Origin of the sequence: Dermabacter sp. HMSC06F07 (assembly GCF_001807345.1) — a bacterium.
GTDB classification, from domain to species: domain Bacteria; phylum Actinomycetota; class Actinomycetes; order Actinomycetales; family Dermabacteraceae; genus Dermabacter; species Dermabacter hominis.
On the sequence record NZ_KV788586.1, the window covers coordinates 14,345 to 39,565 of the forward strand.

The 25,221-nt window shown below is 63.4% G+C and carries 20 protein-coding genes; 11 read left to right on the forward strand and 9 right to left on the reverse strand.

Going from position 1 to position 25,221, the window contains the following annotated elements; translation table 11 throughout:
• Nucleotides 1–8 precede the first annotated feature (8 nt).
• Nucleotides 9–1,337: an MFS transporter gene (locus HMPREF3157_RS06200; protein WP_210386279.1), complete on the reverse strand. Its 1,329-nt coding sequence runs from the start codon at nucleotides 1,335–1,337 to the stop codon at nucleotides 9–11.
• A gap of 234 nt (nucleotides 1,338–1,571) precedes the next feature.
• On the opposite strand from HMPREF3157_RS06200, the gene HMPREF3157_RS06205 reads away from it, so the two are divergent.
• The gene (locus HMPREF3157_RS06205) at nucleotides 1,572–4,427 is read left to right on the forward strand and encodes an FAD-binding and (Fe-S)-binding domain-containing protein (RefSeq protein WP_070435846.1); all 2,856 of its coding nucleotides are present in this window, start codon (nucleotides 1,572–1,574) and stop codon (nucleotides 4,425–4,427) included.
• Nucleotides 4,428–4,444: 17 nt separating this feature from the next.
• Here HMPREF3157_RS06205 and HMPREF3157_RS06210 read toward each other — a convergent pair whose 3' ends face one another.
• Together HMPREF3157_RS06210 and HMPREF3157_RS06215 are read right to left on the reverse strand one after the other, a co-directional pair.
• A complete protein-coding gene (locus HMPREF3157_RS06210; protein WP_083288083.1) occupies nucleotides 4,445–5,377 on the reverse strand; it encodes a PI-PLC domain-containing protein in 933 nt (310 codons plus the stop codon).
• Between the two features lie 113 nt (nucleotides 5,378–5,490).
• Nucleotides 5,491–7,194: a PHP domain-containing protein gene (locus HMPREF3157_RS06215; RefSeq protein WP_070435847.1), complete on the reverse strand. Its 1,704-nt coding sequence runs from the start codon at nucleotides 7,192–7,194 to the stop codon at nucleotides 5,491–5,493.
• A 178-nt stretch (nucleotides 7,195–7,372) separates the two neighbouring features.
• On the opposite strand from HMPREF3157_RS06215, the gene HMPREF3157_RS06220 reads away from it, so the two are divergent.
• The gene (locus HMPREF3157_RS06220; RefSeq protein ID WP_070435848.1) at nucleotides 7,373–8,254 is read left to right on the forward strand and encodes a hypothetical protein; all 882 of its coding nucleotides are present in this window, start codon (nucleotides 7,373–7,375) and stop codon (nucleotides 8,252–8,254) included.
• A gap of 227 nt (nucleotides 8,255–8,481) precedes the next feature.
• Here HMPREF3157_RS06220 and HMPREF3157_RS10795 read toward each other — a convergent pair whose 3' ends face one another.
• The 4 genes from HMPREF3157_RS10795 to HMPREF3157_RS06240 all read right to left on the reverse strand — a co-directional run bounded on the left by HMPREF3157_RS10795 (nucleotide 8,482) and on the right by HMPREF3157_RS06240 (nucleotide 13,068).
• Complete coding sequence (locus tag HMPREF3157_RS10795) at nucleotides 8,482–9,432, reverse strand: phosphotransferase family protein (protein WP_141740642.1); 951 nt, start codon at nucleotides 9,430–9,432, stop codon at nucleotides 8,482–8,484.
• 207 nt (nucleotides 9,433–9,639) lie between these two features.
• Nucleotides 9,640–10,875: a cytosine deaminase gene (gene codA, locus HMPREF3157_RS06230; protein WP_070435860.1), complete on the reverse strand. Its 1,236-nt coding sequence runs from the start codon at nucleotides 10,873–10,875 to the stop codon at nucleotides 9,640–9,642.
• A 174-nt stretch (nucleotides 10,876–11,049) separates the two neighbouring features.
• Nucleotides 11,050–12,363 (reverse strand): cytosine permease, encoded by a 1,314-nt coding sequence (gene codB / locus HMPREF3157_RS06235; protein ID WP_083288084.1) that lies wholly within the window; start codon nucleotides 12,361–12,363, stop codon nucleotides 11,050–11,052.
• Between the two features lie 450 nt (nucleotides 12,364–12,813).
• Nucleotides 12,814–13,068 (reverse strand): hypothetical protein, encoded by a 255-nt coding sequence (locus HMPREF3157_RS06240; RefSeq protein ID WP_070435850.1) that lies wholly within the window; start codon nucleotides 13,066–13,068, stop codon nucleotides 12,814–12,816.
• Between the two features lie 152 nt (nucleotides 13,069–13,220).
• Between HMPREF3157_RS06240 and HMPREF3157_RS06245 the strand changes: the two genes are divergently transcribed.
• Nucleotides 13,221–14,519 (forward strand): carboxylate--amine ligase, encoded by a 1,299-nt coding sequence (locus HMPREF3157_RS06245; RefSeq protein WP_083286181.1) that lies wholly within the window; start codon nucleotides 13,221–13,223, stop codon nucleotides 14,517–14,519.
• 94 nt (nucleotides 14,520–14,613) lie between these two features.
• Here HMPREF3157_RS06245 and HMPREF3157_RS06250 read toward each other — a convergent pair whose 3' ends face one another.
• Nucleotides 14,614–16,224, reverse strand: a complete 1,611-nt coding sequence (locus tag HMPREF3157_RS06250) for an amino acid permease (protein WP_070435851.1) — start codon at nucleotides 16,222–16,224, stop codon at nucleotides 14,614–14,616.
• A 269-nt stretch (nucleotides 16,225–16,493) separates the two neighbouring features.
• On the opposite strand from HMPREF3157_RS06250, the gene HMPREF3157_RS06255 reads away from it, so the two are divergent.
• The 8 genes from HMPREF3157_RS06255 (at nucleotide 16,494) to HMPREF3157_RS06290 (ending at nucleotide 25,007) form a co-directional block, all read left to right on the forward strand.
• Nucleotides 16,494–17,861, forward strand: a complete 1,368-nt coding sequence (locus HMPREF3157_RS06255) for a glutamine synthetase family protein (RefSeq protein WP_070435852.1) — start codon at nucleotides 16,494–16,496, stop codon at nucleotides 17,859–17,861.
• Complete coding sequence (locus HMPREF3157_RS06260; protein WP_070435853.1) at nucleotides 17,854–18,588, forward strand: gamma-glutamyl-gamma-aminobutyrate hydrolase family protein; 735 nt, start codon at nucleotides 17,854–17,856, stop codon at nucleotides 18,586–18,588. The genes HMPREF3157_RS06255 and HMPREF3157_RS06260 overlap by 8 nt, the downstream gene beginning before the upstream one ends.
• Nucleotides 18,585–19,943 carry an aldehyde dehydrogenase family protein gene (locus HMPREF3157_RS06265; protein ID WP_070435854.1) on the forward strand — a complete coding sequence of 453 codons (1,359 nt, stop codon included), beginning with the start codon at nucleotides 18,585–18,587 and terminating at the stop codon, nucleotides 19,941–19,943. The genes HMPREF3157_RS06260 and HMPREF3157_RS06265 overlap by 4 nt, the downstream gene beginning before the upstream one ends.
• 32 nt (nucleotides 19,944–19,975) lie before the next feature.
• Nucleotides 19,976–20,773: a 3-oxoacyl-ACP reductase gene (locus HMPREF3157_RS06270; RefSeq protein WP_034371421.1), complete on the forward strand. Its 798-nt coding sequence runs from the start codon at nucleotides 19,976–19,978 to the stop codon at nucleotides 20,771–20,773.
• Between the two features lie 30 nt (nucleotides 20,774–20,803).
• Entirely contained in the window at nucleotides 20,804–21,535 is a 732-nt protein-coding gene (locus HMPREF3157_RS06275) for a FadR/GntR family transcriptional regulator (protein ID WP_016663592.1), read from the forward strand.
• Nucleotides 21,536–21,792: 257 nt separating this feature from the next.
• The gene (locus HMPREF3157_RS06280) at nucleotides 21,793–23,160 is read left to right on the forward strand and encodes an ABC transporter permease (protein ID WP_070435855.1); all 1,368 of its coding nucleotides are present in this window, start codon (nucleotides 21,793–21,795) and stop codon (nucleotides 23,158–23,160) included.
• Nucleotides 23,157–24,374: an ABC transporter permease gene (locus tag HMPREF3157_RS06285; RefSeq protein WP_083288086.1), complete on the forward strand. Its 1,218-nt coding sequence runs from the start codon at nucleotides 23,157–23,159 to the stop codon at nucleotides 24,372–24,374. Before HMPREF3157_RS06280 ends, HMPREF3157_RS06285 begins: the two co-directional genes overlap by 4 nt.
• Before the next feature lie 9 nt (nucleotides 24,375–24,383).
• Nucleotides 24,384–25,007, forward strand: a complete 624-nt coding sequence (locus HMPREF3157_RS06290) for an ABC transporter ATP-binding protein (protein ID WP_070435856.1) — start codon at nucleotides 24,384–24,386, stop codon at nucleotides 25,005–25,007.
• On the opposite strand, the gene HMPREF3157_RS10645 is transcribed toward HMPREF3157_RS06290, so the two are convergent.
• Nucleotides 25,004–25,221: hypothetical protein (locus tag HMPREF3157_RS10645; RefSeq protein WP_210386280.1), on the reverse strand; the 218-nt coding region annotated here is incomplete at its 5' end. The two genes, HMPREF3157_RS06290 and HMPREF3157_RS10645, sit on opposite strands and share 4 nt — an antisense overlap.

The following is a 25,221-nucleotide window of genomic DNA, read 5'->3' on the forward strand; positions in this document are numbered from 1 at the left end:
TGCGTCGCTTACTCGTGCGCGCCGGGCAGGTGCGACTGCCAGGCGAGCGCGACCTCCACGAGCGTGAGGATCGCGAGTACGGCGCCCGCGATGAGCATCGTGGTGTAGCTGAAGATCGTGCTGAGCGCCGCGAGGAGCATCGGCACGAAGAAGCCGAGGTAGGCAATTGAGTAGAACACGGCGGTGAGGCCGGCGAGGTCGTCGGGGCCGGCGAGGCGCTGCACTTCGCTGAGGCCCGCGACGAGCGCGAGGCCGTAGCCGCAGCCGAGGGTCGCGGCGGCGATCAGGCCGATCGTGAGGCTCGTCGTGGAAGCAGCACCAGCAGCGAACACCGCGCCGGTCGCCACGATCGCCATCGCGATCACGGAGGCACGCGCACTTCGATGCGTGTCGATCTTCTTGCCAACGGTCTGGATGCCCACGCCGAAGCCAAGGGTCACGGCGGTCATGATGCCCGCGAACGCGATCGGGTAGTCACCGGCGCGGTCCTTGAGGAGTGCGGGAAGAACGGCGTAGGCGGTGCCGCATGCGCCGAACACCCACGGCGCGACGGGAAGGACGACGCGCAGGAAGCGCTTGTGTGCAGCCTTCGGCACGAGGAGCTTCGACATGAGCGTCTCGGCACCCGACACCGGCTCGTTTTCCTTGGGAAGGTGCCCGCCCGTGCGGGTTTCGGGGGCGGTAAGCAGCCACAGGCCGGTCACGACCGTGATGAGCATGTGCAGCGCGTACGAGGTGCGGGTCGGCCACGGCCCCCACTGCGCGAGGATCGCGGCCACGAGGGCACCGGCAAGGAAGCCCGTGGTGAGGGCGAGCGACGCCCTGCGGGCGCCCGCGGCGGGGCCGGCCCCGGAAGCGTCGGAAATTTCCTTGATCCACGCGGTGCCGATCGCCATGACCAGGCCGAGCGCGAGCCCGCAGAGGATGCGACCAATGCCGATCATGAGGGGCGAGCCGGGGCCAAGCATCAGCAAGAGGCTGCCGAGGAAGCTGAGCGGTGCGGCGGGAAGAAGCACGGGACGGCGGCCGTAAACGTCGGAGAGGGGGCCACCGATCATGAGGGCGGGGACGATGCCGAGAACGTAGGCGCCGAGGAGGCCGTCGACGACAAGGTCGGAGAATTGCGAGACCTCGCGGTACATGACAAGAAGCGGCGTGAATTCGTTGCCACCCCACGCGATCGCGAAAATCGACGCGGCGACCGGCCACCAGGCACCCGCGGGAAGGTCCGGCAGGGGGCGAGAGTCGGCGGGGAGGGTTTCAGGGGTCGCTTCGAGGACATGGGCGTGGTCCGACGCCGGGACGGCCGGCATCGAGGCCGTGTCAGTGGCGCTCACTGGCGTGGGTCTCCTTGGTGTGTACGACGGATGTGGATGGGGGTGCGACTTCGCCGGCGCCAGCTCACCTATCTTGACGTGCACGCCGTGCGAGGCGCTAGCCTTTCGACCCAATTTGTATGTCATTTCATAACTACCAAGCGTTGCGGAACCCCCTGTGGAGCCACCCCGCCGCACGATCCCGCCCCACCGGGGCTAGGGTTAAAGAGTCGTCTACGCCCGCCGGGCGCGCCTATGGAGGATCTCGTGAACACCGCCCCCGCATTCGTCACCGCTGCCGTGCGCGACGAAAGCCGCATCCAGACACGACTGATCGACCGCGTCGCCGCCGCGAGCGACGCCTCCCACTACCTCTTCACCCCCGAAGCGGTCGTTCTCGCCGATACGGCACGCGAAGTCGCCGCGATCCTCAAGGGCGCAAACGCCGCCAAAAGCCCCGTCGCCTTCCGCTCGGGCGGCACGAGCCTCTCCGGCCAATCCGCAAGCCCGCACATCCAAATCGACGTGCGCCAAAACTTCCGCCACATCGAAGTCCTCGACGAGGGCGCGCGCGTGCGAGCCGGATCGGGCGCCACAATCGCGCAGGTCAACGCCCGTCTGCGCCGCTTCAAGCGCCGCCTTGGCCCCGACCCGGCAAGCGAAGCCGCGTGCACGGTCGGCGGCGTCGTCTCGAACAACTCGAGCGGCATGGCCTGCGGCACGGAGTACAACACCTACAAAACCCTCGAATCGATGGTCATGGTGCTACCGTCGGGCCTCACCCTCGACACGAGCGATCGGGACGGGGCCGACGCTCGCCTGCGCACCAACGCGCCCGACATCCACGAGGGCCTCTCGCGCCTTCGCGAAAGAGTCGTATCGAACCCCGAGAGTGTGCGCATCATTCGCGAGCGCTTCGCGCTCAAGAACACGATGGGCTACGGCATCAACGCGTTTCTCGATGCCGAGCGGCCGATCGACATCCTCGAAAAGCTCGTGATCGGAAGCGAGGGGACGCTCGCGTTCATCGCCGAGGCGACGTTCCGCACGGTCCCGATCCCGGCGCTCACGACGACCGCGCTCGCCGTGTTCCCCACGCTCGATGCGGCCACCCGCATCCTGCCCGAGCTCGTAAACTCGGGTGCGGCGACGCTCGAGGTCATGGACTCGACCTCGATCGCGGTGGGCCAGAATCTCGCCCGCGTGCCCGAGCAAATCCAGGGCTTCGCGCCGAGCACGGAAGCGGCGCTCCTCATCGAATATCGCGACGATGAGCACGAAAAACTCGTCGCCGCCCAGCGCGCCGGCGAAGAGATCCTGCGCGCTCACGAGCTGCGCTCCCCCGCCGTTTTCTCCGAGGATTCTCGCATGCGCGCGACTGCGTGGGCGCTGCGCAAGGGCCTGTACGCCTCCGTCGCGGGCGCGCGCGAAAGTGGCACAACCGCACTCCTCGAGGACGTCGTGGTCCCGCCCGCGAACCTCGCCGACACGTGCGGTGACCTGCACGAGCTGTTCGACCAACACGGCTACGAGAACTCCGTGATCTTCGGCCATGCGAAGGACGGCAACATCCACTTCATGCTCACCGACCGCTTCGAGAGCGACGCCGCCCGCGAGCGCCTTGGCGCCTTCACCGAGTCGATGGTGGACGCGGTGCTTGCTCGCGGCGGCAACCTCAAGGCCGAGCACGGCACGGGCCGCGCGATGGCGCCGTTCGTGCACCGCCAGTACGGCGACGAACTCTACGAGGTCATGACGAGCATCAAGCACCTCGTGGATCCCGCGGGGACCCTCAACCCGGGCGTGCTCATCGAAAGCGACCCGAAGGCCCACCTCGAAAACTTCAAGCTCAACCCCACGATCGAGGTCGAGGCCGATCGCTGCGTCGAATGCGGCTATTGCGAGCCGGTATGCCCGAGCAAGGACCTCACGCTCACGCCGCGCCAGCGCATCGTGGTGCGCCGCGCCGAGGAGCGTGCCCGCAACGCGGGCGATACGGCCACGGCGGATGAGCTTGCGAAGGACTACGACTACGAAGGCATCGACACGTGCGCCGTGGACGGCATGTGCGTGACGGCGTGCCCCGTGGGCATCAATACGGGACTTCTCGTCAAGCGACTGCGCCGCGAGAACACGAACGCGGTCGAGTCCGGCGCGTGGAAGGCCGCTGCAGCGTCGTGGGGTGCGATCACGCGCGGCGCAGCGGTTGGGCTCTCGGTTGCGGATAAAGTCCCGGCGCCTGCCGTGGGCGCGGCAACGAGCGTTGGCCGACGCTTGCTGGGCGAGGACACCGTGCCGAAATACACGAAGGACCTGCCCGCCGGCGGGAAGGCCCGCGGCGCCCTCGGCGAGCGCGCAGAGCATCGGGCTGTCGGCTCGAACCTGCCCGGCCGCCTGTTCGGCGCGCCCGATGGCGAGGTCGCGGGTATCTATGTTCCCGCGTGCGTCAACACGATGTTCGGCGGGGCCGCGCCGGGTGGAAACGTCGTCTCCGCGTTCGAGATGCTCCTCGCGAAAGCGGGCCTTGCGCTTCTCATCCCGAAGGGCATCGACTCGACGTGTTGCGGCACCCCGTGGACGTCGAAAGGCAAAGCCAAGGGGCACGAGGTCATCTCGGCGAAGACCCGAAAGGTGGTTGACGCCGTGCGAGAGCTCGACCTGCCAATCGTGAGCGACGCCGTGAGCTGCACCGAGGGCTTCGCGGCGATCCTTGAGCGCGACGGTGCCGACGTCATCGATGCCGTGCAGTTCACCGCCGATCATCTCCTTGATCGCCTCGACATCGACCGATCAAGCGAACACGTGATTCTCCACCCCACGTGCTCCTCGACCCAGATGGGGCTCAACCCCGCACTCCTGCAGGTTGCCGAAGCGGCATACGCGAAGGTCACCGTGCCCGACGCGTGGGGATGCTGCGCCTTCGCGGGCGATCGCGGCATGCTCCACCCCGAGCTCACAGCCTCGGCAACGGCAGCCGAAGCAGCCGAAGTGAAAGCCCTCGGCGCCGACCACCACGCCTCCCTCAACCGCACGTGCGAAATCGGCATGACCCGCGCAACGGGAAAGACCTACCGCCACGTACTCGAGCTACTCGCCGAGCGCGCGCGGTAGGCCTTCGAGGTTATTCCTTAGGCGGCGCCGCGCTCGAGCAGGAACGCGCGCAGCTCAGCGAGGTCATCGGCGCCCACGACGTCGATGCCCGCATCGAGCTGCATCTGCCACAGGATCTCGCGACGCTTGGGCAGAAGCTCGGGAACACCCCACAGGCGCGAGCGCGCGCCGATCGCGTGGGCACCGTCGGAAAACTCCTTGAGTGAACGGAACTGATCCTCCGGGCGCTCACCGAAGCCCTGCCAGCCCCACGATGCCCAATCCTCCGAGATGAGTGGCATGTCGAGCGAGCTGATCTCGCCGCCAAGGTCGCCCTTGTGGCCGTCGGCCGAGCCGAACCGCACCGGGTTGTCCTTGATGAGATCGTACGGGCGACCGCCCGTATAGACGACGCGCACGGGATTCTCGACGACGGTGCCGCAGCGATCCACGTGCCAGAACACGTCGCTGTAGGGCGCAAGCAGCTTCTCGATCGCGGGAAGCTGCTTCTCGCCCTGATCCTTGATGTCGATGAGCAGCTGGAACGGGCCTCCGTAACCGGGGAACACGTGACCGCCGTTGGAGCGCACGAGCGCCGCGAGCGGCTTCACGTAGAACTCCTCGAGGGAGCGGCCGCTTGCCGTGCCGAGGCGGGTGTGGCCAAGCAGGATCGCGCCGCCTTCGAACCACACGTCCGCCTCAACCGAGCAAAAGCCCTGAGCAAGGGCATCCCACAGCGGGTGCGTGTGCAGGTAGTCGTTGTGGGCGTGAGCGCGAGCGAGCGGGCTCTTCGGCGCCCATCCCTCGGGCGCGGGATTCTTCAGGCGCGCATCGAAGGGGTCGTCGAGAAGGCGCGGGGTGTCGTTCTCGTCGCGCTCAAAAAGCGGTGACGCGCTCGCGGGCGCGAGGGTTGCGGCACTCGCGGCGGTCGCGGCGGCTGCGGTCAGGAAGGTCCGACGGTTGAGGGCCATGCGGGGTGTCCTTTCATGCGGTGTGTGTCCTGGGCGGGCGATGGGAAAGGGGCTCGATTCCGCGGGGCATAACCCCCGCGAAACCGAGCCCACTCGTGTTCACGAAACCGTGATCACTCGACCTCGAAGAAGATCGGGTTGGTGTACATCCACGTGTCGATCCACGGGCTTCCTGCGCCGTTCTCGCCACCGTGGGGAATCGGGCCGGCCGGGTCAACGTCGGCACCCATCGGGCCGACGCCCGAACGCTTGCCGTCGCTTCCGCGCAGGCGAATGTAGCCGTTTTCCTCGACGGCGCCGAGGTCAAACTCAACCGTGAACTCCTCAAGACCGTGGCCTGCGGTTTCCTTGCGGTCAACGACCTTGGTGTGAGGGGCCGTCGTCGTGTTGACATCCTCAACCTCGCCCGTGATGAGCCCGCGGATGAGGTCGATGTGCGCGAGCTCCGGGAGGATCCCAGCGGAGTTTTCCTTCGTCGTGGGCGTCACGCTCACGCGCAGGCCAAGCTCGGTGCCGGCCTTGACCTTGAGGGTGCCGCCGAGAGTCACGGGCTCGGCGCTGTCGTCTTTCGCGAAAAGGACGACCTCGAGACCGGAAATGAGGTGGCCGTGCTCGATCCAGATGCGACCTGCGCGCATGGCCTCCATGACCGCTTCGTAGGAGCGGCTCGTGGCACCCACGTGCGTGCGGGAGAACTGGCCGGGCCAGTAGTCGCTTCCGCCCTGAGCTTCGTTCGTGTTGACGGGAACGGGGCGGCGGCCCGCACGGTTGAAGTTGCCGAGGCTCGCGCCTTCCTCCCAGCCGTCACCCTTCGGGTAGTCGCCCACGCGGTAGGTGTCGTGGGTCTTGAGGTGGAAGTCGGAATTCGAGGTGATCCAGTAGCGGCGGCCCTCAGAGAGCAGCGAGTCCCACATGCCACCCACGACCGAGGTGAGGTAGTCGAAGCCGCCGCGCGTGCGGAAGGCTTCGTCGGGGTAGTGCGGGGACGAGTCCTTGCGGCGGCTGTTCTCGTATTCGCCGCGCTGGAACTTCGGGTCACGATTGAGGCCGAAAGCCGAGCCCTGGGCGCCGGGGGCGCCTTCCATGCCGAGGTAAATGTCGCGGTCGGCGTCGTGCCACGCGCGAAGCTCGAGCGGCGAGTCGATGCAGTAGCGGCTCGGGTGGTTCGCGATCACGATCGCGTCATCGATGAAGCCCTCCCTCTTTTGCTCGCCGAGCCACGCGATCGCCTCAACAGCCTTTTCCTGCTGGAACTTCTCTTCGGGCGAATCGAGCGCGGGCTTTTCCCAGCCGTTGAGCTTGCCGTCGAACGCGAGCTCGAACGTGCGCAGCACGCGCGCTTCGTTGATGCCGGGGGCAACGAGAACGGTGCAGTGCTCGGCCGCGGGGATATACCACTCGATGCCCTGAAGGACCATGAGCTTGCGTTCATCGCGCGCCTTGCGGATGAGGCGGTTCGCCTCCCATACGCCGCCCTCGTTGGCATGGCCCCAGTTCGAGTGCTCGGTGAAGGCGATGACGTCCACGCCGAACTCTTCGGCCTTGTCCATGATCATTTCCATCGTGTACTTCGCGTCGTGGCTGTAGAGCGAGTGCACGTGGTGGTCAACGACGAGCCATTCAAGACCGGTCTCGGCAGGTGCGAGGTCCGTGCCCTCGGTCGTGTCGGTGGTGGTCACGGGGGTTTCTTCGGCGATAGCGGAGCCGGTGGTTGCGGCCGCGGCGGCACCGAGGGCACCGGCGGCAACGCTGCCGCGGAGCACGGTGCGTCGGCTCGGGGCGAGCGAGGAGGCGTGGGGGGAGCGGAGCTCGGTCATGGGGAATCTTTCTCTCAGGGCGTCGGGAAGACCAATCAGAACGCTAGAGGGAGGAAGTGAATGGTGAGTGACGGGAAGGAACTGGGGCCGACACCAGTCGGTTACCTGCCGTTCACTAAGGCCTGTCACAGTTGTCCTCGCTAACCCACTCCCCGCGCCCCAAGGAACGTGTAGAACCATGCAGCTCTCCCTCTCGCTCCGCCGCTCGGCTGCCCTCGCCGGCGCCGCGGCACTCCTCGCCCTCCCCCAGGTTGCCGCTGCGGCGACCGAGGTCACTCTCGACGATTCCGTGACGGCCACGATCGAGAATGCCGGGGGCGTCCAGGCACACGGCGCTCTCGATGCAGACCCCTTCACCTACACCGTGAAATCCCGCGTGAAGTGCGAAGAGCCCTACGTTGACGGCGCCCGCACCGTCTTCGTCCAGGGTGAAGGCGAGAAGGCGACCCGCGTGGTCATGTCGGGTATCGACTCACTCGAAAAAGACGGCACGGTCGTCAACCCGATCGATGCAAGCTTCGTGGACGTCGCCGCAGAAGGCACGGCAAACCTCCAGATCGAATGTGTGAAGGTCGACAACGGCATTCCTCAGCCCGCCCCCCAAGCGATCGTCCAGCCGCTCACGATCACGAAGGAAGAGTGGAAAATGGAGGGCGTGAGCTTTAAGGAAGCCGCTCCTGAAGAGCCTTCCGACGAAACCCCAGAGAAGAAGCCGACCGATTCCGCACCGGCTCCCGCACCGGCCCCCGAACCGACTCCCGCTGCCCCTAAGCCCGGCGAGAACGACCAGGAAGCACCGAACAAGCCTTCGCCGGACGAGATCTCGCCGAACAAGCCTTCACCGGACAAGGTTTCGCCCGGCAACGCTGACACGGGCAAAGCCGATTCGTCGAAGCAGGCCCCCGCGAAGCCCTCGAAGTCCTCTAAGCCCGCGGGGCAGGCGAGCGGCACCCGCGGCTTCATGCCCCGCACGGGCGCCGAGATCGCCGCAACGGCAGTCCTCGCGCTCGCACTCATCGGTGGCGGCGCCTTCGCGGTCATCCGCATGCGCAAGAACTAAGCAGAGATAAGCACGAGGGAGGGCCCGGGCAGTTGCCCGGGCCAGACCTTCTTCAATCAGGACCTCTCGCGAGTCGCGTGACAGCCGCTCATGCAACACGAAGATGTCAATGTTTCGGCAACTGGAGTGATCTCTAAGTGACCGAACTGCTGCAAGAACACCAGGAACATAGCGATCGTCGCAAGAAAACACCACGGCAACACTTGCAGAGTCGCGATCGTCTTTCTCTACCACAGTCCGATTTCAATCTCAGCATCACCGGCTAGATCCGCCCGGATTCCGCTAATTCGCCCTCCGACCCAAGGTAGCGACGGAGCAAAACCATCCCTGTCAACTTCGGCCAAATGAGTCGCTATCTCCAATTTCCTTAAACAGAACAGATCCTGCAGGTACTGACCACTCGGTCTAGATCCGTCTACTAGGCGGAAGTAGGTTTCTAAAGCTTCCCTCGCAGCTGTTTGGTAACCAGCCCGGACTAGCGAAGCCGCAAAAGCAACCGCATCGTACAAAGGATCGCCGACGCCGGCCGCGCCCCAGTCGATTATCGCCAACGACCCATTGTCCACCAAAATAAGATTTTCAAAATGCAGATCGCCATGTATAGGGACACATTCTGGCAGGCGACACCCATCAAATCGGGCAGAAAGGCGCTCTAACGCAACATTCCAGGCCGCATCCCCGGAAAACACACACTTTGCTCGTTCCAAAACCGCTGACGGAGTATAGGAAATCGGCCTAGCGGCTTTCACAAAAGCGACGCTACGCTGTAATTGTCTCTGCGCCTCAACCAAGGCTCGCATGGCATCTACCGCCCTGGCGGTGTCCCATCGCTCAAGATTCTGGCCAGCTATCCATCTGCTACACATCACGGTTACAGGACTATTGCCAACCACGTCATTCACATATCTGGCGCCGCAGGCAGTTCTCTTCAGCCCTATAAGCCCGCCCCCAGGATCGCCTAACATGGCGTCCATTACCTCGGCGGTAAACTCTCGGTCAGAGCGGGCAATCCGCCCGTTTTGTATCGCAACCCTGACCGTCCACGCGTGATCGGCTTCAGTAAGCTTACCGATCCAATCAGATTCGTGCTGCACAAACCTTAGCTCCGCGCCAGGGCTCAGCTCCCAATGTGTTGACAAAACGTGCCGCACTCCATCTAGAACAACCGACTTATTCATCGCCCCCTGCACCCCCTACAATTTCCCTTAATCTCCTTGAGTAGTCCGTCCACTCCGCGACGAAGCTATCGTTCGATTCGAACGCAATTGACCTTTCGAACGCCTTCTGTTGCCATACAGACCTAAGCGCCTCCCTTATCGCGATGGGGCGTGCACCGCGCGCGAATGCACTTCTCAGAGGCTGGCTACATGCAGCCGAGGGGATGTCTAGCCCCAATACACCTCGCGGGTCGCCGGCTCCGTCTTCGCGACGAGCGTGCCGTCCCTGTAGGAGCGAACGACAGGCGCGTTGAAGTTGAGCGCCTCAACCCAGTTCGGTGCATCGAGCACGATAAACCGCGCGGGGTTGCCCACCTCGATGCCGTAGTTGTCGAGGTGGAGAGTGCGCGCCGCATTGTGGGTCACGAAGTTGTAGGACTCCGCGATCTGCGGATAGCCCATCATCTGCGTGACATACAGGCCGTTCAGCACGACGTCACGAAGATTCCCCGTGCCGAGCGGGTTCCACGGGTCGCGGATATCGTCGGTCCCGAAACTCACGTTGATCCCGGCCTCCGTGAGCTCCTTGACGCGCGTCACGCCGCGGCGCTTCGGGTACGTATCCATGCGTCCCTGCAAATGCGTGTTCACCATGGGGTTTGACACGAAGTTGATGCCGCTCATCGTCAGCAGGCGAAGCAGACGAACGAAGTACGCGTTGTTATAGGAATGCATCGCGGTCGTGTGCGAAGCGGTGACCTTCTCCCCCATGCCGAACTCGAGGGCGCGCGTCGCGAGAGTCTCGAGGCCGCGCGAGGCCTCATCGTCGATCTCATCGCAGTGCACATCCATGAGCAGGCCACGATCACGCGCAAGCTCGCACGCGAAATTGAGGGAATCCACCGAATACTCGCGCGTGAACTCGAAGTGAGGAATCGCGCCGATCGCATCAACGCCCATGTCGGCAGCCTTGACCATGAGGTCGCGGCCATTCGGGAACGAATCGATGCCCTCTTGCGGGAACGCCACGATCTGGAGCGTAATGAGGTCGGCAAGCTCGTCGCGAAGCTCAAGCAACGCACGAAGGGCCGTGAGCTCGGGATCGGTCACATCCACGTGGGTGCGCACGTACTGAACGCCGAAGCTCGCCTGGTCACGCGCGACGCGGCGCACGCGAGTTTTGACATCCTCAACGCTCAGAGTCTTCTTCCGCTCGCTCCAGCGCTCGATGCCCTCAAAAAGCGTGCCGCTCATATTCCACTTCGGCTCGCCCGCGGTGAGAACCGAGTCGAGATGGATGTGGCTCTCCACAAACGGCGGGAGCGCGAGGCGCCCCTCGGCGTCCCATGTCTCTTCGCCCGGCTCCGCGGTGAGATGGGGTTCAATGTGGGTAAAGCAACCGTCGGAAATGCGAAGGTCAACCGAGCCCTCGCGGCCCGGAAGGGAAACGTTCTGAATGAGCACAGCGAAGCCTTTCTGTTGGAGCGGGGGAACTAGGGTGAGGGAACGGGGTGACCCGAGCGGGTGAAAACCGCCGAGCACCCCGCACGCAAAGCCGCCCACGTGAGCGACCCTCCGGGGAACTAGTGCGGCACGACCCACCTGAGAGAGGCGACCGCGCCGCACCCACAAGTGTTTTTAGCGGCGCTTCGTCAAGGCTACGCCCACGAGGTGAATGGCGATCGCGACCGCAACCGCGTTGATCGCCGAGATGCCCCACGACACGAAGTAGCCCACGAGACCGCCGGCAATGACGCCGAGAACCGCGTGCCACGCTACGGTCTGCTCCGTTTCGCTCGAGTCCACGTACGCGTGCTTGCGCACCAGGAAGTCAGCGATGAGGATCGCACCGATCGGCGGAAGTGCCGCGTTGAGGAAGCTCAGCCAGCCCACGAAGTTCTCGTACAGCCACAGCGCGCTCACCGTACCGAAAATGCCCGCGATGAGAGTCATGGGGCGGGTGCGCACGCGCGTGATGTTCGAAAAGCCCAGGCCGGAGGTATACAGGGCGTTGTTGTTGGTCGTCCAAATATTCGCGCCGAGCACGAGAATCGCAGGAATCGCGAGACCCTGGGCGATCATGACGTAGAAGATGTCGTCCTTGCCGGTGAACGCGCCACCCACCGCACCGAAGCTGAACATGAGGGTGTTGCCAAGGAAGAACGCGATCACCGTCGTGATGACGGCAACCTTCGCCGAGCGAGCAAAGCGCGTGAAGTTCGGGGTCGCCGTGCCGCCCGAAATGAAGGAACCCACGACCATGCCGATGCCGGTCACGATCGGCATCGACCCGCCACCGAACACCTCGACAAGACCGCCAGCCTTGCTGGTTGCCGTGACCATCGAGTACGTGCCGAGGATCGCGATAAGAGGAACGGAAATGAAGGAGACGACCTCGATCGCTTTCATCCCGAAGTAAGCGGAAGCAGTCATGGCGGCGCCTGCCGCGATCACGATCCACCAGGGGCTGATGTGAAGGAGCTCGGCGACGGGGATACCCAGCATCGCCACACCCACGCCGAACCATCCCATCTGGGTCAGGCCCACAAGGGCGGAGGCCAAAAGCGAGCCGCGACGGCCGAAGGCGCGGCGGGCGAGGAGGTCAAGCCCCATGCCGGTCTTCGCGCCAAGGTGGGCGAGGCCACCGGTGTAGATCGCGAGCACGAGCCCGCCGAGCGTCGTGGCCCAGACGAAGCCGCCAAGATCGAGACCGTTGCCGATCTTCGCGCCGACGCTCATAGAGGCGGAGAAGAAGGTAAATCCGAGCATCACGAAGCCCACGGCCCAAAAACCGTGGCGCGCGGATGCAGGAACTGGGGTGAAGCTGAAGTCGGCGTCGTGGCCGTTTGCTTCGATCGGGGCCGACCCCGAGGCCGTCACTGCGGTCTCGTCGATTGAGGGGCCGGCGATAATGGGGGTGGTTGCGGGGCGCTCAGGCGCTGTGGTGCTCATGCACATTCCTCACGTGAAAACGGGACAAAGGCATGGCTGTACCCGGATCACATGAAGTGCTCGCATGGCTCTCTGTCCATGTCCGTGCACAACCGTTGGAAGGCTAGCACCCATCCCACGCCCTCGGGAGCAATTCGAGGCTTCTAGTGGCGCGGCTCGCGTTTGCGGGCAGCAATTTTTCATGCGGCCCGGCTCTCCCAGCTGCCCCCATCTGGCCAGTTCCCCAGTTCCCCCAGTCACCGGGCTCCACCAGCTGCCCAGCTCCCCCAGTCGCACAGCTCCCCAGCCGTCTTTCCCCCAGTCACCGCCACACTTCATGAAAAAACTGGGCCGCCCCCGGCCCCACAGCCGGCCAACAGCCCAGTTTCTTCATAAACCGGAACAGCACCGCGTCAGCGCTGCGAACACGGACGGCAGCGCGTCAGTGCTGCGAACCCGGACGGCAGCGCCTCAGTGCTGCGCCGCCGCCGAGTCCCCATCGCCTCCATCGCCGAGTTCGTGGGCCTTGTCTTGGGCAGCACCCGCGACATCAACGACCTTGTCGGCAACGCCCTTGGCCTGGGGGAACTTCTCCTCGGCCTTCGCGGCGAGGTCAACAACGGCGTCCGCTGCAGCATCAACGCCTGCGGGAATCTTGTCTTTCGCCGTGTCCGCGATGGACTGCGCGGCATCTTTAACCTTGTCGAGGGGGCTGCTGTCGTTCATTGGTGCTCCTTCGGAGAGGGGCGCCCCGCGAGGGCGCCACTTTTTTAGCGTTGAATAATTTTACGAACACTTTGTGCGAGCAAACAGAGAGCACCAAAACTGCTGTTCGATAAACTCAAGCGCCGGATGTTTCCCAGCGAAAGGCGTTTCACGTGGCCATCTCGAACCTCACTGTCTCCCAGCCCGGCCCCACACCGGGGATCAGCAAAGGCGGCACGGAGTTCGATGTCGTGATCCTCGGCGCGGGCCTCAACTCGCTCAACGTCTCGATTGCCTTTCACAAGGCCTACGGCATGCGTTCACTCACCGTGATGCGCACCCCTGTCGCGATGAACGAACGCACTGTCACAAGCGCTCACGTCGCTATCGGTGCTGGGGCAAGCGAGTGCGATCTCAAGGATGCGCTCGTTCAGCTTGCGAAAGACAAGCCCGTCAAGCGACCGACGCTCTTGCTCGCGAATGCCGATTCGTTCATTTCCTTCATCGACACGTACCGGGCCGAGCTCGAGGAGCACTACCTTCTCGCGCAAATTGATTCCGCTTCCCTCGCGAAGCTGGCCGACAAGGCCCACTTCCAAGAAGCGTGCAACGAGCTCGACATTCCGACGATTCCCACGGCCGTTGTTGACTTCTCCCGGTACGGCGAAGCCGATTTTGACGCGCCCGAGCAGCTTCCGTGGGCCTACCCAATCATCGGCAAACCCGCGAACACCGCCGATTATTCGCGCGTCAAGTTCCCCGGCAAGCGCAAAGTATTCGTGCTCAAGTCGCAGGCCGAATACAAGGAACTCGTGGCAAAGCTCGGGGACGCTGGCTTCACGGGGCGGTTCCTCTTCCAGGAGCTCATCGAGGGTGACGACACATCCGAATACTCCATCACCGGCTACCGCTCGCGCTCGGGCGAAGTGACGCTCACATGCGCTGCGCAGGTGTTGCTGGGCGAGCACACGCCCGATGCGCTCGGCCGCCCCGCAGCGATGCTCACCGGTCCTCACCGGGCGATCGTCGCGCAGTTCGAAAAACTCCTCGACCACGTGGACTACGTCGGCTTCGCCAATGTTGATCTCAAGGTCGACCCGCGTAACGGAACGGCCTACTTCCTCGAACTCAATCCGCGGCTCGGACGCAACAACCACTACGTCACCGCGGCAGGCGGCTCCTACCCCGAGCACATTGTCGCGGACCTCATCGACAACGCACCCCTTGAGCGTGTGCGCGCCGAGGAGCAGCACCTCTATTCGATCCTCCCCATGCGCCTCGTGAAGCACTACGTCACCGAACCCGAACTGCGCGCTCAGCTCGATTCCGCCGTTCGCGCCCACGGCGTGGACAACCCCTACCGCTATGCCCCGGAGGGTGCGTGGATGAAGGGCTTCGCTCTCGCTTCGGGTCTGCGCCAGGTGCAGAAGTTCCGGAAGTACTACCCGAAGGCTACGCGCACCGGGTTCTAACCGCGCGTGAACCTCGTGGGCGGTCCGGGGAAGCCGCAGAGCTTCCCCGGGCCGCTTCTCCTATGAAGAAAGAATGAGAAACGCCTGCTGAGGCCTAGTCTCGAGCGGGTGCTACCTCGCTCTCACCGGGCTGGTCGTCACGTTCACCGTCATCCACGAGATCGTCGAGGTTCACGACGTCGAGGCCTCCCGAGAGCGCGTACTCTTCTTCGGGGCTCAGAATCAGCCGGTGGCGGCCCCATAGCCAGAAGGTAATGAGCATGACCGCGTAGATCACGATGATCGCGATGATCGCGGGCAGGTAGTCAGGGTTGAGGAGGAAGCCCAGGAAGATGAGCGCGGAGATGACGGCGGCGATGATCGCTCCAGAGTTTCCCCACGGCGATTTGTAGGGACGCTTCGCGTTCGGGAATCGCTTGCGCAGCACGAGGAACGACACCATCTGCATGAGGTAGGCGACGACGGCACCCCAGGCAGCAATGTTGAGGACAACCGCACCGGCGATTCCGCCCTCACCACCGGCAAGATCGACGCCCACAAGCGCACAAAATCCGATGACGGCACCGGCGATAAGGGCAACCCACGGCGTCTGCGTGCGCCCCGTGAGCGAGAGGAACTTCGGGTAGTAGCCCGCACGCGAGAGCGAGTACATGTTGCGCCCGTAGGCGAACATGATGCCTTGAAGTGAGGCAAGCAGGCCCACGAGCGCGAAGAGTGCGAGAACGGCAGCGAGGCCGTCGCCGACGATCGCGCGGAAGCCATCGAGGAGCGGTTCGCTTGCCCCGGCGGTCGTTTCCGCGCCGAGCACGCCGGTGTTCAGAACGAGCACGAGAAGGCCGGTGACGACGAGTGTGAAGCGCGCCCACAGTGCCGCCTTGGGAATGTCGCGGACGGGGTTGTGGGCCTCTTCGGCTGCGAGCGGCAGCTCCTCGATGCCGAGGAAGAACCACATGGCAAAGGGCAGCGCGAACAGGATCGGGAGGAAACCGTGGGGCAGGAAGGCCGAACCGCCTGCGTCGGGAACGATGTTGAAGAGTGAATCCCATGAGAAAGCGCCGGAGAACAGCGCCATCGCACTGAAGACGAGCAGGATCACGATCGAAATGATCGACACCAGGATGGCGAACCTGAACGATACCGCTGCGCCGGAGGAGTTCAGCGCCACGAAGATCGTGTAGAGGATGAGCCACCACACGGGTTTTGGCAGGTCAACGCCAAGGAGTTGCGATACCACCGCGTCGGCGTAGCCTGAGGAGAAGTAGACGATCACGGCGGTTGTCGCGACGTACTCGATTGTTTCGGCAAGGCCCGTCACGAAGCCTGCGTAGGGCCCCATCGCCGCTCTCGCGAACGAGTACGCGCCTCCGGTGTGAGGCATGGCGGCGGCCATTTCGTTGATCGAGAAGATGAGGCCGTAGTACATGACGATGAGAATCGCGTAGGCGATGAGCATCCCGCCGAAGCCCGCGAAATCCACGCCGAAGTTCCAGCCGGAAAAGTTACCGGAAACGACCGCGCCGACTGCGAGGCCCCAGAGTCCGAAGATGCCGGCCGAGCGCTTGAGCTGACGTTTTTCAAAGTATTCGGTATCCGCCGTTCGATAGGTGACGCCACCGACCTTGGTGACTTCCCCCGATTGCGTGGAGGGTGAGGCGGGTGATGCTGCCGTGCGTTGAGGAGATTGACGATCGCTTTGATCAGCCATTGCATACCTTCCGTAGTGACGAGACCACGTTGACTCGTGTGTGCTGCCCCACACTACTCGCCTAATGGTTGGATTTCCACGCTTTTGTAGAAATTCATTGGTGCGATTTGTAGACAATCAACCCAGAACACCCAGCACTTTGCCAGACTTTCGGGTTGCGTAGCTCACATCATGTGGTCTAATGGTTGCTAGACCGATGTTTAGTCAATGGCTTGCATCGCCACGTAAGGGCCCCGCCAGGCCACACCGAAGCACAATGAGGAGCTTCCATGTCAGGCAACGAAGGAATGCTGACGTTCTCAGAACTCACCAACCGCATCCACGCCGGCGATATCGACACCGTGATTCTCGGATTCACGGACATGCAAGGCCGACTCGTAGGCAAGCGCATCTCCGCTCGCCTCTTTCTCGACTCCGTCGCCGAACACGGAGCCGAGTGCTGCAACTACCTCCTCGCCGTCGACATCGACAACAACACGGTGGACGGCTACAAGATCTCCAGCTGGAAGAGCGGCTACGGCGACATGGTCATGAAGCCAGACTTGGCCACGCTGCGCCAGGTCCCGTGGATCGAGGGCTCCGCACAGGTCACCGCGGACCTCCTCACGACCTCGGGCGAGGAAGTCGCCCCCGCCCCGCGCAGTGTCCTCAAGAAACAGCGCGCTCGCCTCGAGGAGCGTGGCTGGACATGCATGGGCGCGACGGAACTCGAATTCCTGATTTTCGACGACACCTACCGTGAAGCGTGGGCCAAGGGCTACAACGCCCTCACCCCCGCAAGCGACTACAACACCGACTACGACATCCAGGCCTCCACGCGCCTCGAACCGCTTCTTCGCGACATCCGCAACTCCATGGATGCCGCCGGCATGTACTGCGAGGGCGTCAAAGGCGAATGCAACCCCGGCCAGCAAGAGATCGCTTTCCTTTACGACGACGTGCTTACCACGTGCGACAACCACAGCCTCTACCGCACGGGCGCCAAGGAAATCGCCGAAAGGCACGGCAAGTCCATCACCTTCATGGCGAAGTTCAACCAGCGCGAAGGCAACTCGTGCCACATTCACATGAGCCTGCGCGACAAGGACGACAACCCCGTGTTCGCCGATGAATCCCGCGAAGGCGGGCGCAGCGTCATTATGGATCAGTTCCTCGCGGGGCAGATCGCCGCAGCGCGCGAACTTGCCCTCATGTTCGCCCCCAACATCAACTCCTATAAGCGCTATCAGCCCGGCACATTCGCACCAACCACACTCGCGTGGGGCCTCGACAACCGCTCGTGCGCCTTCCGAGTCGTGGGCCACGGCAAATCGCTGCGCTTCGAGAACCGCATTCCCGGCGGCGACGTCAATCAATATCTCGCAATGGCCGCGATGATCGCCGCGGGTCTCCACGGCATCGACAACGAGCTCTCCCTCGAGGAGGAGCTCGTGGGCAACGGCTACGAAAGTGACAAGCCGAGGGTGCCGACGACGCTCCGCGAGGCCGCCGACCTGTTCGAAAACTCCGAGATTGCCCTTGCCGCCTTCGGCGAAGACGTCGTCGAGCACTACACGCGGGCTGCCCGGGTCGAACTCGAGGCGTTCGATGCCGCCGTCACGGATTGGGAGCGCGTGAGGGGCTTCGAACGTGGCTAGCGCACCCATCATCGGTATCTCGACATACCTCGAACCTGCCACGTGCGGGGTATGGGATACGCGCGCATCCTTCCTGCACGAGGCCTACCTTCAGGCGGTCCTCGATGCCGGAGGCGTGCCCGTCCTGTTGCCCCCGCAACCGTCGGAACACGAACGCGCTGCCCAGGTCCTCGCCCGCCTAGACGGGCTCATCCTCGCGGGCGGGGCCGACGTCAACCCGGCCCGGTATGGCGAGCAGCCGCACGAGAGGACCGGGGCGCCGCGCGATGATCGCGACGAGTGGGAAATCGCTCTGTACGAGGCGGCATGCAGCACCGGGCTGCCCTTGCTCGCGATCTGTCGCGGCATGCAGATCGTCAACACCGTCCACTCGGGAACGCTTATCCAGCACCTGCCCGACGTCGTGGGCTCGGATCAATACCAGCCTGCCCCGGGCGTGTTCGGCTCGGTGGACATCGAGATCACCGATGGCTCGACGCTCGCGAGCATCCTCGGCGGCAGCGCGCACGATATCCCCGTGTACCACCATCAGGCGGTAGCGAAGGTTGGCAGCGGTCTCACGGTCACCGCCCGCACGTCCGACGGCACCATCCAGGCCCTCGAGTCCCCATCAGCACGGGGCTTCTTCCTTGCCGTCCAATGGCATCCCGAACAGCAAAGCGACGACCGCAGACTCTTCGAAGCCCTCGTCAATGCTACGCCCCATACCTCTAAGGAGCGCCCATGACTACGTTCGACATCATCAACCCCGCGACCGAGGAGTTCATTCGCAGCATCGAGCTCGTCGACGTCGAAGCGACTGACGACGCCATCGCCAAGGCCGTCGTTGCACAAAAGCGCTGGGCGGCCACCGCTCCAGCCGCACGAGCACAGGTTCTACGGAGTTTTGCCCGCATCGTCGCCGAGCACAACGAGGAGCTCGCCCAGATCGAGGTTGCCAATGCCGGCCACCCCATTGGGCAAGCCCGGTGGGAAGCGCAAAACGTTGCGAATGTCCTCGAGTACTACGCAGCAGCGCCCGAAAGGCTCATCGGCGAGCAGATTCCCGTCGAGGGCGGCGTGAACGTAACGTTCCATGAGGCGGTGGGCGTCGTCGGCATCATCACCCCGTGGAACTTCCCCATGCCAATCGCCGCGTGGGGCTTCGCACCCGCGCTCGCGGCTGGCTGCGCCGTGGTTCTCAAGCCCGCCGAATGGACACCACTCACGGCGATCCGCATTGCCGAGCTCGCCCTCGAGGCCGGCCTTCCCGAGGACCTTCTCACGGTTCTTCCCGGCAAAGGGTCGGTCGTCGGCAACCGGTTCGTCACGCATCCCGACGTGCGAAAAGTCGTGTTCACCGGCTCAACGGCAACGGGAAAGACGATCATGCGTGGCTGCGCCGAACAGGTCAAGACCCTCACGCTCGAACTCGGCGGAAAGAACGCGAACATCGTGTTTGCCGATTCCGACCTCGAGAAGGCAGCCGCCGCAGCTCCCGCGGGGGTTTTCGACAACGCCGGGCAGGATTGCTGCTCGCGCTCACGGATCCTCGTCGAAAAGTCCGTGTACGAGAAGTTCATGGAGCTCTTCGAGCCCGCCGTCAAGGCGTTCCGGGTTGGTGACCCCGCGAAGGACGACACCGAAATGGGGCCGCTCGTGGCGAAAGCCCACCTCGACAAGGTCACCGGATACGTGGACGACGAATCGCTTGTCGCCTTTAGAGGGAGTGCACCGTCGGGCCCCGGCTTTTGGTTCCCGCCCACCGTGCTCACGCCCGAGCGCACGCACCGGACGGTTCACGAGGAGATTTTCGGCCCCGTCGTTACCGTGCTGCCGTTCGAGGACGAGGCCGATGCAGTCGCCCTCGCAAACGACACCGAGTACGGGCTTTCGGGGTCGATCTGGACTCGCGACATCGGCCGCGCGCTTCGCGTGTCGCGCGGGGTCGAGGCGGGAAACCTCTCCGTCAACTCCCACTCGTCGGTGCGGTACTCCACGCCGTTCGGCGGGTTCAAGCAGTCCGGTCTAGGCAGGGAACAGGGGCCCGACGCCCCCCTGGCCTTCACCGAAACCAAGAATGTCTTTTTCGCGCAGGACTAGCCACCATCCACCCCTTGTAGAAAGGTTTTGACATGTCAGAGACGACTATCGACAAGATTGATCTCACCCAACGACTGAAGGGCAAGGTTGCCGTGATTACGGGCGGCAGCTCCGGCATCGGGCTTGCGACCGCCCGCCGATTCGCGGCCGAAGGCGCCACGGTCGTCATCGGCGATCTCGATGCGACAAACGGCGAGGCGGCTGCCAAGGAGGTCGGCGGCCTCTTCGTCGAAACGAACGTCACGAGCGAAGAGCAGGTCAACCACCTGTTCGACGAAGCAGCTCGCGTGTACGGCTCGGTCGATATTGCCTTCAACAACGCCGGGATTTCGCCCGCGGATGACGATTCGATTGAAACAACCGAGCTTCCCGCGTGGGAGAAGGTGCAGGACGTCAACCTGAAATCGGTTTACCTGTGCTCGCGCGCAGCGCTTCGCCACATGACGAAGCAGCAGTCCGGTTCGATCATCAACACGGCTAGCTTCGTGGCGGTGATGGGCTCGGCGACCTCGCAGATTTCCTACACGGCCTCCAAGGGTGGGGTGCTCGCGATGACGCGCGAGCTCGGCGTGCAGTTCGCCCGTCAGGGCATTCGCGTCAACGCCCTGTGCCCGGGGCCCGTGGCCACTCCTCTTCTTCAGGAGCTTTTCGCCAAGGATCCGGAGCGTGCGCAGCGTCGACTCGTGCACGTTCCGGTTGGGCGATTCGGTGACGCGAAGGAGCTTGCGGCCGCCGTCGCGTTCCTGGCGAGTGACGACGCTTCCTTCATCACGGCGTCGACGTTCCTCGTCGACGGTGGCCTCAGCGCCGCCTACGTCACGCCGCTCTGAGCCGCGATGCTTGTGACAAGATGTTGAGCGATGACTGAGCTGCCTGATCCCGCCCCCGTGCTGAACTCCTGGGTTCTGTTGAAGCCAGGGGCGGCCTCGAACGCTTTCGAGGGAACCGTGCACAGGCTTGTTCAATCGCTCAAACTTGGGCTCGTTGCTCCGGGGGAAAAGCTTCCCCCGGAGCGCGAGCTCGCATCGATGCTCGGGGTTTCGCGGGACACCGTTCGCGAGGCCATCTCGGCTCTCGTTGAGGCGGGTTACCTCGAAGCGAAACGGGGCCGCTACGGCGGGACGTTCGCAAAGAATCCGCTTCCCACCTCGAGCGCACTTTCGGAAACCTCGAGTCGCGTCGCGTCCATCATCGACACTCTCGCCCTTCGGGCGGTTGTCGAGGTGGGGATCGTGCGCAGGCTCGCCCGCCAGGAGCTTTCACGCGAAAGCCGCGAACGGCTGTGGCGCGCCCACGAGGAATGCCAGGGTGCCGACCTGGCTGACTACCGCAAGTACGACACGCGCCTGCATCTACTCATGGGGGAACTCGTTGACGCTCCCTCCCTCGTTCCGGTTCTCGCCGATATCCGCATGCGGGTCAACGAGCTTCTTGACCAGATCCCTCTGCTCCAGCCCAATATTGAGCATTCGTGCGAGCAGCATCAAAGGATTGTCCAGGCCATTCTTCGCGGACGGCCGGATGTGGCCTCGGTCGAGATGGAGGAACATCTCGCGGGAACCGAGGCGCTTCTGCGAGGCTTCCTCGACTAGTCGCAGCTCACTCCCCCGCGGCGTTTTAGGGGATTGATCCGGGATTACCCGCGTTCTCGCAGAAAACGAGTAGATTTCGGGACTTTTTACCCGTTTCAATCCCGGAGTTTCCCCCGAGGGGATGCCACTTTCACCGGGGTTTCCCACCCCAAGCTGGGAACCATTCCAGACTGCTTCGTTAGGTTCATTCGTCGTTGCCGCACGCTGTTATGCGTCGGCTCAAACATCCTATGTTGCCTTCTGGAAAGGATCGTTCCGTGTCGTCTTTCGGCCGGGCCTGGCGCTACGTTTCACGTCAACGCGTCAAGTCGTTCATTATTTTGGGAATTTTCGCGGCGATGATGTCGGCGCTCATGGTGACCGGTTCGGTGACGCGCGCCGCCGATGCGGCGGGAGCACAGGTTGATCGGCGCACGGGCGCGGGCTTCGTTCTGCAAAACAACCCGCAGTTCAATCAGGGAACACCCCGCGGCGCAGGCACCGTGAAGGGTGCGGATATCGAGAAGATCGCGAAGCTCAAGAACGTCGAGAGCTACGTCGCGCGCCAGAACGTCACGGCGGACCTCGTGGGCGCAAGCGTCAAGAAGCTCGATCACAACGAGTACGACGAGCAAAAGGAAAAGCAGTTCGGCAACGCCGCCAACGTGTGGGGCGTGAACGGCTCCGAGCTGGAAAATAGCTTCCGCGGTGGGGCGCTCACCCTCACGCAAGGCCGCCACCTGCAAAATGGGGACTCGCACAAGGCCCTCATTCACGAGGATCTCGCGAAAGCAAATGGCCTCAAGGTGGGCGATGAGATCACCGTGAAGGGCAACCAATTCGATGTGGATAACCAGAACAAGTCCACGACCGAGGTCAAAACGGAAATCGTCGGCCTTTTTTCGGGCAATAACCCGAGGCCGGTTGCCCAGCGCAGCGAGCTTTTCGCCAATACGCTATTCACTGATCTTGACACGACTCGCGAGCTCTACGGATGGACGGCAAAGACCGAGATTTATCAGGACGCTAATTTCTTCGTGAAGAAGGGCGCCGAACTCAAGGCTGTCGCGGAGGAAGCGAGCCGTCTTGGGATCGACTGGCGCAACTATCAGCTTGCCCCGTCGACGCAGTATCTCGCGGGCATCACCGGTGCGGTTGATGGCGTTCGCTCGATCATGAACGGCGCAAAAATCGCAACGTTCGTCCTGGCCATTGCACTTTTGAGCCTCATGCTGTTCCTCTGGCTCGGTGAACGCAAGAAGGAAACGGGTGTGCTTCTTTCGGTGGGCACCACCAAGGGTGGAATGCTGCGCCAGTACTGGATGGAGCTTGGGCTCATCGCCATTCCAGCGATTGGGATCTCGTATCTCGTGAGCACGTTTATCGCGCAATCTATTGGCTCTTCGGTGCTGGGAAGCGTCAATTCTTCTGCGCAGAATGGTTTTGCTCCCGGGCAACAGGCCGGCGCCGATCTCGAATCGTCGAGCGCGCTTAAAACTCTCGATTCCTTGCACGTAAGCCTCGGCAGTCAGGATGTTGCATACGTCGCGATCGCGGCGGCCGTCGTCATTATCGTGTGCGTGCTGCTCGCCGCACTCCCGATGCTTCGCACGGCCCCGAAGAAGCTTTTGGTGGCACTCAAATGAGAGGCCTTTCTTCGGCGCACCTCGCCGTGCTTTCACTGCGCAGGCGCCCCGCACGCAGCATCATTCTTCTTCTGCTCATGACCTTGATTTTCACGGGGCTCGTGGCGCAATCGGGTGTGCGCGCCACGATGGGCGATATTAGCGGCGCGATCGATCGGAACGTCGGGGCTGGTTTCACGGCGCAGAATTCCGACGCCAGCCTCGCCCGCACCGATGCCGACGCTCTCGCGAAGCTTCCCGGCGTAACCTCAAGTGCGTACGAGACAGATCTTCTCGTAAAACCGAAAGGTCACCGTCCCGTCACGGCGGCCGGGGCTGTCCAGCTTGACCCGGAGTTCGCGAATGACATGACGGCGACGGCGACGACTAATTCGCAGCTCAATCCGCTGTTCCAAGGCAAGCTTTTCACGCTTGAGCAGGGCGAGCACCTGAAGTCGTCGTCGCACGGCGCCCTCGTGCACAAAGACTTTGCCGCGAAGAACCACCTATCGGTGGGAAGCGCAATCACGCTCGTGCGTGACGGCAAGCTCGTGCGCCTCGTCGTGACCGGCATCTTTAGCGGTCGCGCGGAGAATCCGTCCGGACTTCCTGCGGGCGCCGCCGAGAACCGTATTTTCGCCGCGGCCGAAGACATGTCGCCCCTGACCGATCCGGCGTCGATGACCCTCGCGCGTTACAGCACCGCGAGCGCTGAGGCGCTTCCCGCTGTCCTTGCGAAGGCGCATAAGGCCCGTCCTCACCTGAGCCTCGAGGATAATTCGGCGCAGTTTCGAACCGTCCTTGCCTCGATCGCCGGCGTGGAACGCCTTCTCACGTGGCTCGTTCTTGGACTGAGCGCAGTGAGCATTGCGGTGCTCGTTCTTGTGCTCGCGTTCTGGGCGCGCGGCCGCCTTCACGAGATCGGGATTCTGCTCTCCCTTGGCAGGTCGAAGGGGAGCATCCTTCGCCAGTTCCTCACGGAAATTTGCGCGCTCGTAGCCGTCGCGGCGGTGCTCGCACTCGGGCTGGGGCTCCTCGCGACGAATGCCGTGAGCGAGGCTCTCCTGGCTCGCTCTCACGACCCGGTTCTCGAAGCCCTCTCCCCTTCCGCGAGTCCACTCGCGGCCCTAGCTGCGCTTGGCTTGGGCGCCCTCATCGTCGCCATTGCTGTCGCAGCGGTTCTTATTCCTGTTTTTCGGCGCAGCCCGAAGTCAATTCTCGCCTCTATGAGCTAGGAGCACATCATGAGCATTCTTCACCTCGATCACGTCAGCTACACCTACGAACAGTCTCGCGGCCGGGTTCTCGAGGACGTCTCGACAACCTTTGAGCTCGGGAAGCTCTACGCGATCGTCGGCGCATCCGGTGCGGGCAAATCCACCCTGTTGAGCCTCCTTGCGGGCCTTGAAGCGCCCACCGGTGGCACGGTGCGATTCAACGGAACCGATATCGCACAAACGGGGTATTCGAAGCATCGCCGCGAGCAGATCTCTCTCGTGTTTCAGAACTACAACCTGATCGACTACCTCACTCCGCTCGAAAACCTTCGTCTCGTGGATAAGAAGGCAGGCGTCGAAAGCCTCGAAAGCCTCGGTCTCACGAAGGACCAAGCGACCCGCAATGTGCTTCGCCTTTCGGGTGGGCAGCAGCAGCGCGTTGCGATCGCGCGTGCGCTCGTGTCGAAGGCGCCGGTGATTCTCGCGGACGAGCCGACGGGCAACCTCGACGAGGACACGGCAGAAGAGGTGATCGAGATTCTGCGAGGCGCGGCAAAAGCCGGCAAGTGCGTGATCGTTGTGACCCACTCGAGGCGGGTCGCGGAATGTGCCGACGTGCAGCTGCGACTAACGAAGCGGACCCTCGTCTAGAGCCGACCCTCTTCTCCATGCCCCAGGTGGCGCCACCTTCCAACTCCCCCAGGTGGCGCCGCCTTCTCGTTTCCCCGAAACACCGCCACCTTCCAACTCTCCCGAAAAGCCGTCACCTTCCAATTCTCCCGAAACACCGCCCCCTCCTCGAGTCCCCCAAATGCCGCTACCTTGTCGATCCCCGAAAAGCCGTCACTCTTTATGAAGATTCGAC

Bases quoted from the DNA above. Each gene is read 5' to 3' on its own strand.
- HMPREF3157_RS06210 (WP_083288083.1), bottom strand. From the start codon at position 5,377: ATGGCCCTCAACCGTCGGACCTTCCTGACCGCAGCCGCCGCGACCGCC.
- HMPREF3157_RS06275 (WP_016663592.1), top strand. From the start codon at position 20,804: ATGACTGAGCTGCCTGATCCCGCCCCCGTGCTGAACTCCTGGGTTCTG.
- HMPREF3157_RS06240 (WP_070435850.1), bottom strand. From the start codon at position 13,068: ATGAACGACAGCAGCCCCCTCGACAAGGTTAAAGATGCCGCGCAGTCC.
- HMPREF3157_RS06220 (WP_070435848.1), top strand. From the start codon at position 7,373: ATGCAGCTCTCCCTCTCGCTCCGCCGCTCGGCTGCCCTCGCCGGCGCC.
- HMPREF3157_RS06250 (WP_070435851.1), bottom strand. From the start codon at position 16,224: ATGGCTGATCAAAGCGATCGTCAATCTCCTCAACGCACGGCAGCATCA.
- HMPREF3157_RS06270 (WP_034371421.1), top strand. From the start codon at position 19,976: ATGTCAGAGACGACTATCGACAAGATTGATCTCACCCAACGACTGAAG.
- HMPREF3157_RS06215 (WP_070435847.1), bottom strand. From the start codon at position 7,194: ATGACCGAGCTCCGCTCCCCCCACGCCTCCTCGCTCGCCCCGAGCCGA.
- HMPREF3157_RS06265 (WP_070435854.1), top strand. From the start codon at position 18,585: ATGACTACGTTCGACATCATCAACCCCGCGACCGAGGAGTTCATTCGC.
- HMPREF3157_RS10795 (WP_141740642.1), bottom strand. From the start codon at position 9,432: ATGAATAAGTCGGTTGTTCTAGATGGAGTGCGGCACGTTTTGTCAACA.
- HMPREF3157_RS06205 (WP_070435846.1), top strand. From the start codon at position 1,572: ATGGAGGATCTCGTGAACACCGCCCCCGCATTCGTCACCGCTGCCGTG.
- HMPREF3157_RS06255 (WP_070435852.1), top strand. From the start codon at position 16,494: ATGTCAGGCAACGAAGGAATGCTGACGTTCTCAGAACTCACCAACCGC.
- codB (WP_083288084.1), bottom strand. From the start codon at position 12,363: ATGAGCACCACAGCGCCTGAGCGCCCCGCAACCACCCCCATTATCGCC.
- HMPREF3157_RS06285 (WP_083288086.1), top strand. From the start codon at position 23,157: ATGAGAGGCCTTTCTTCGGCGCACCTCGCCGTGCTTTCACTGCGCAGG.
- HMPREF3157_RS06290 (WP_070435856.1), top strand. From the start codon at position 24,384: ATGAGCATTCTTCACCTCGATCACGTCAGCTACACCTACGAACAGTCT.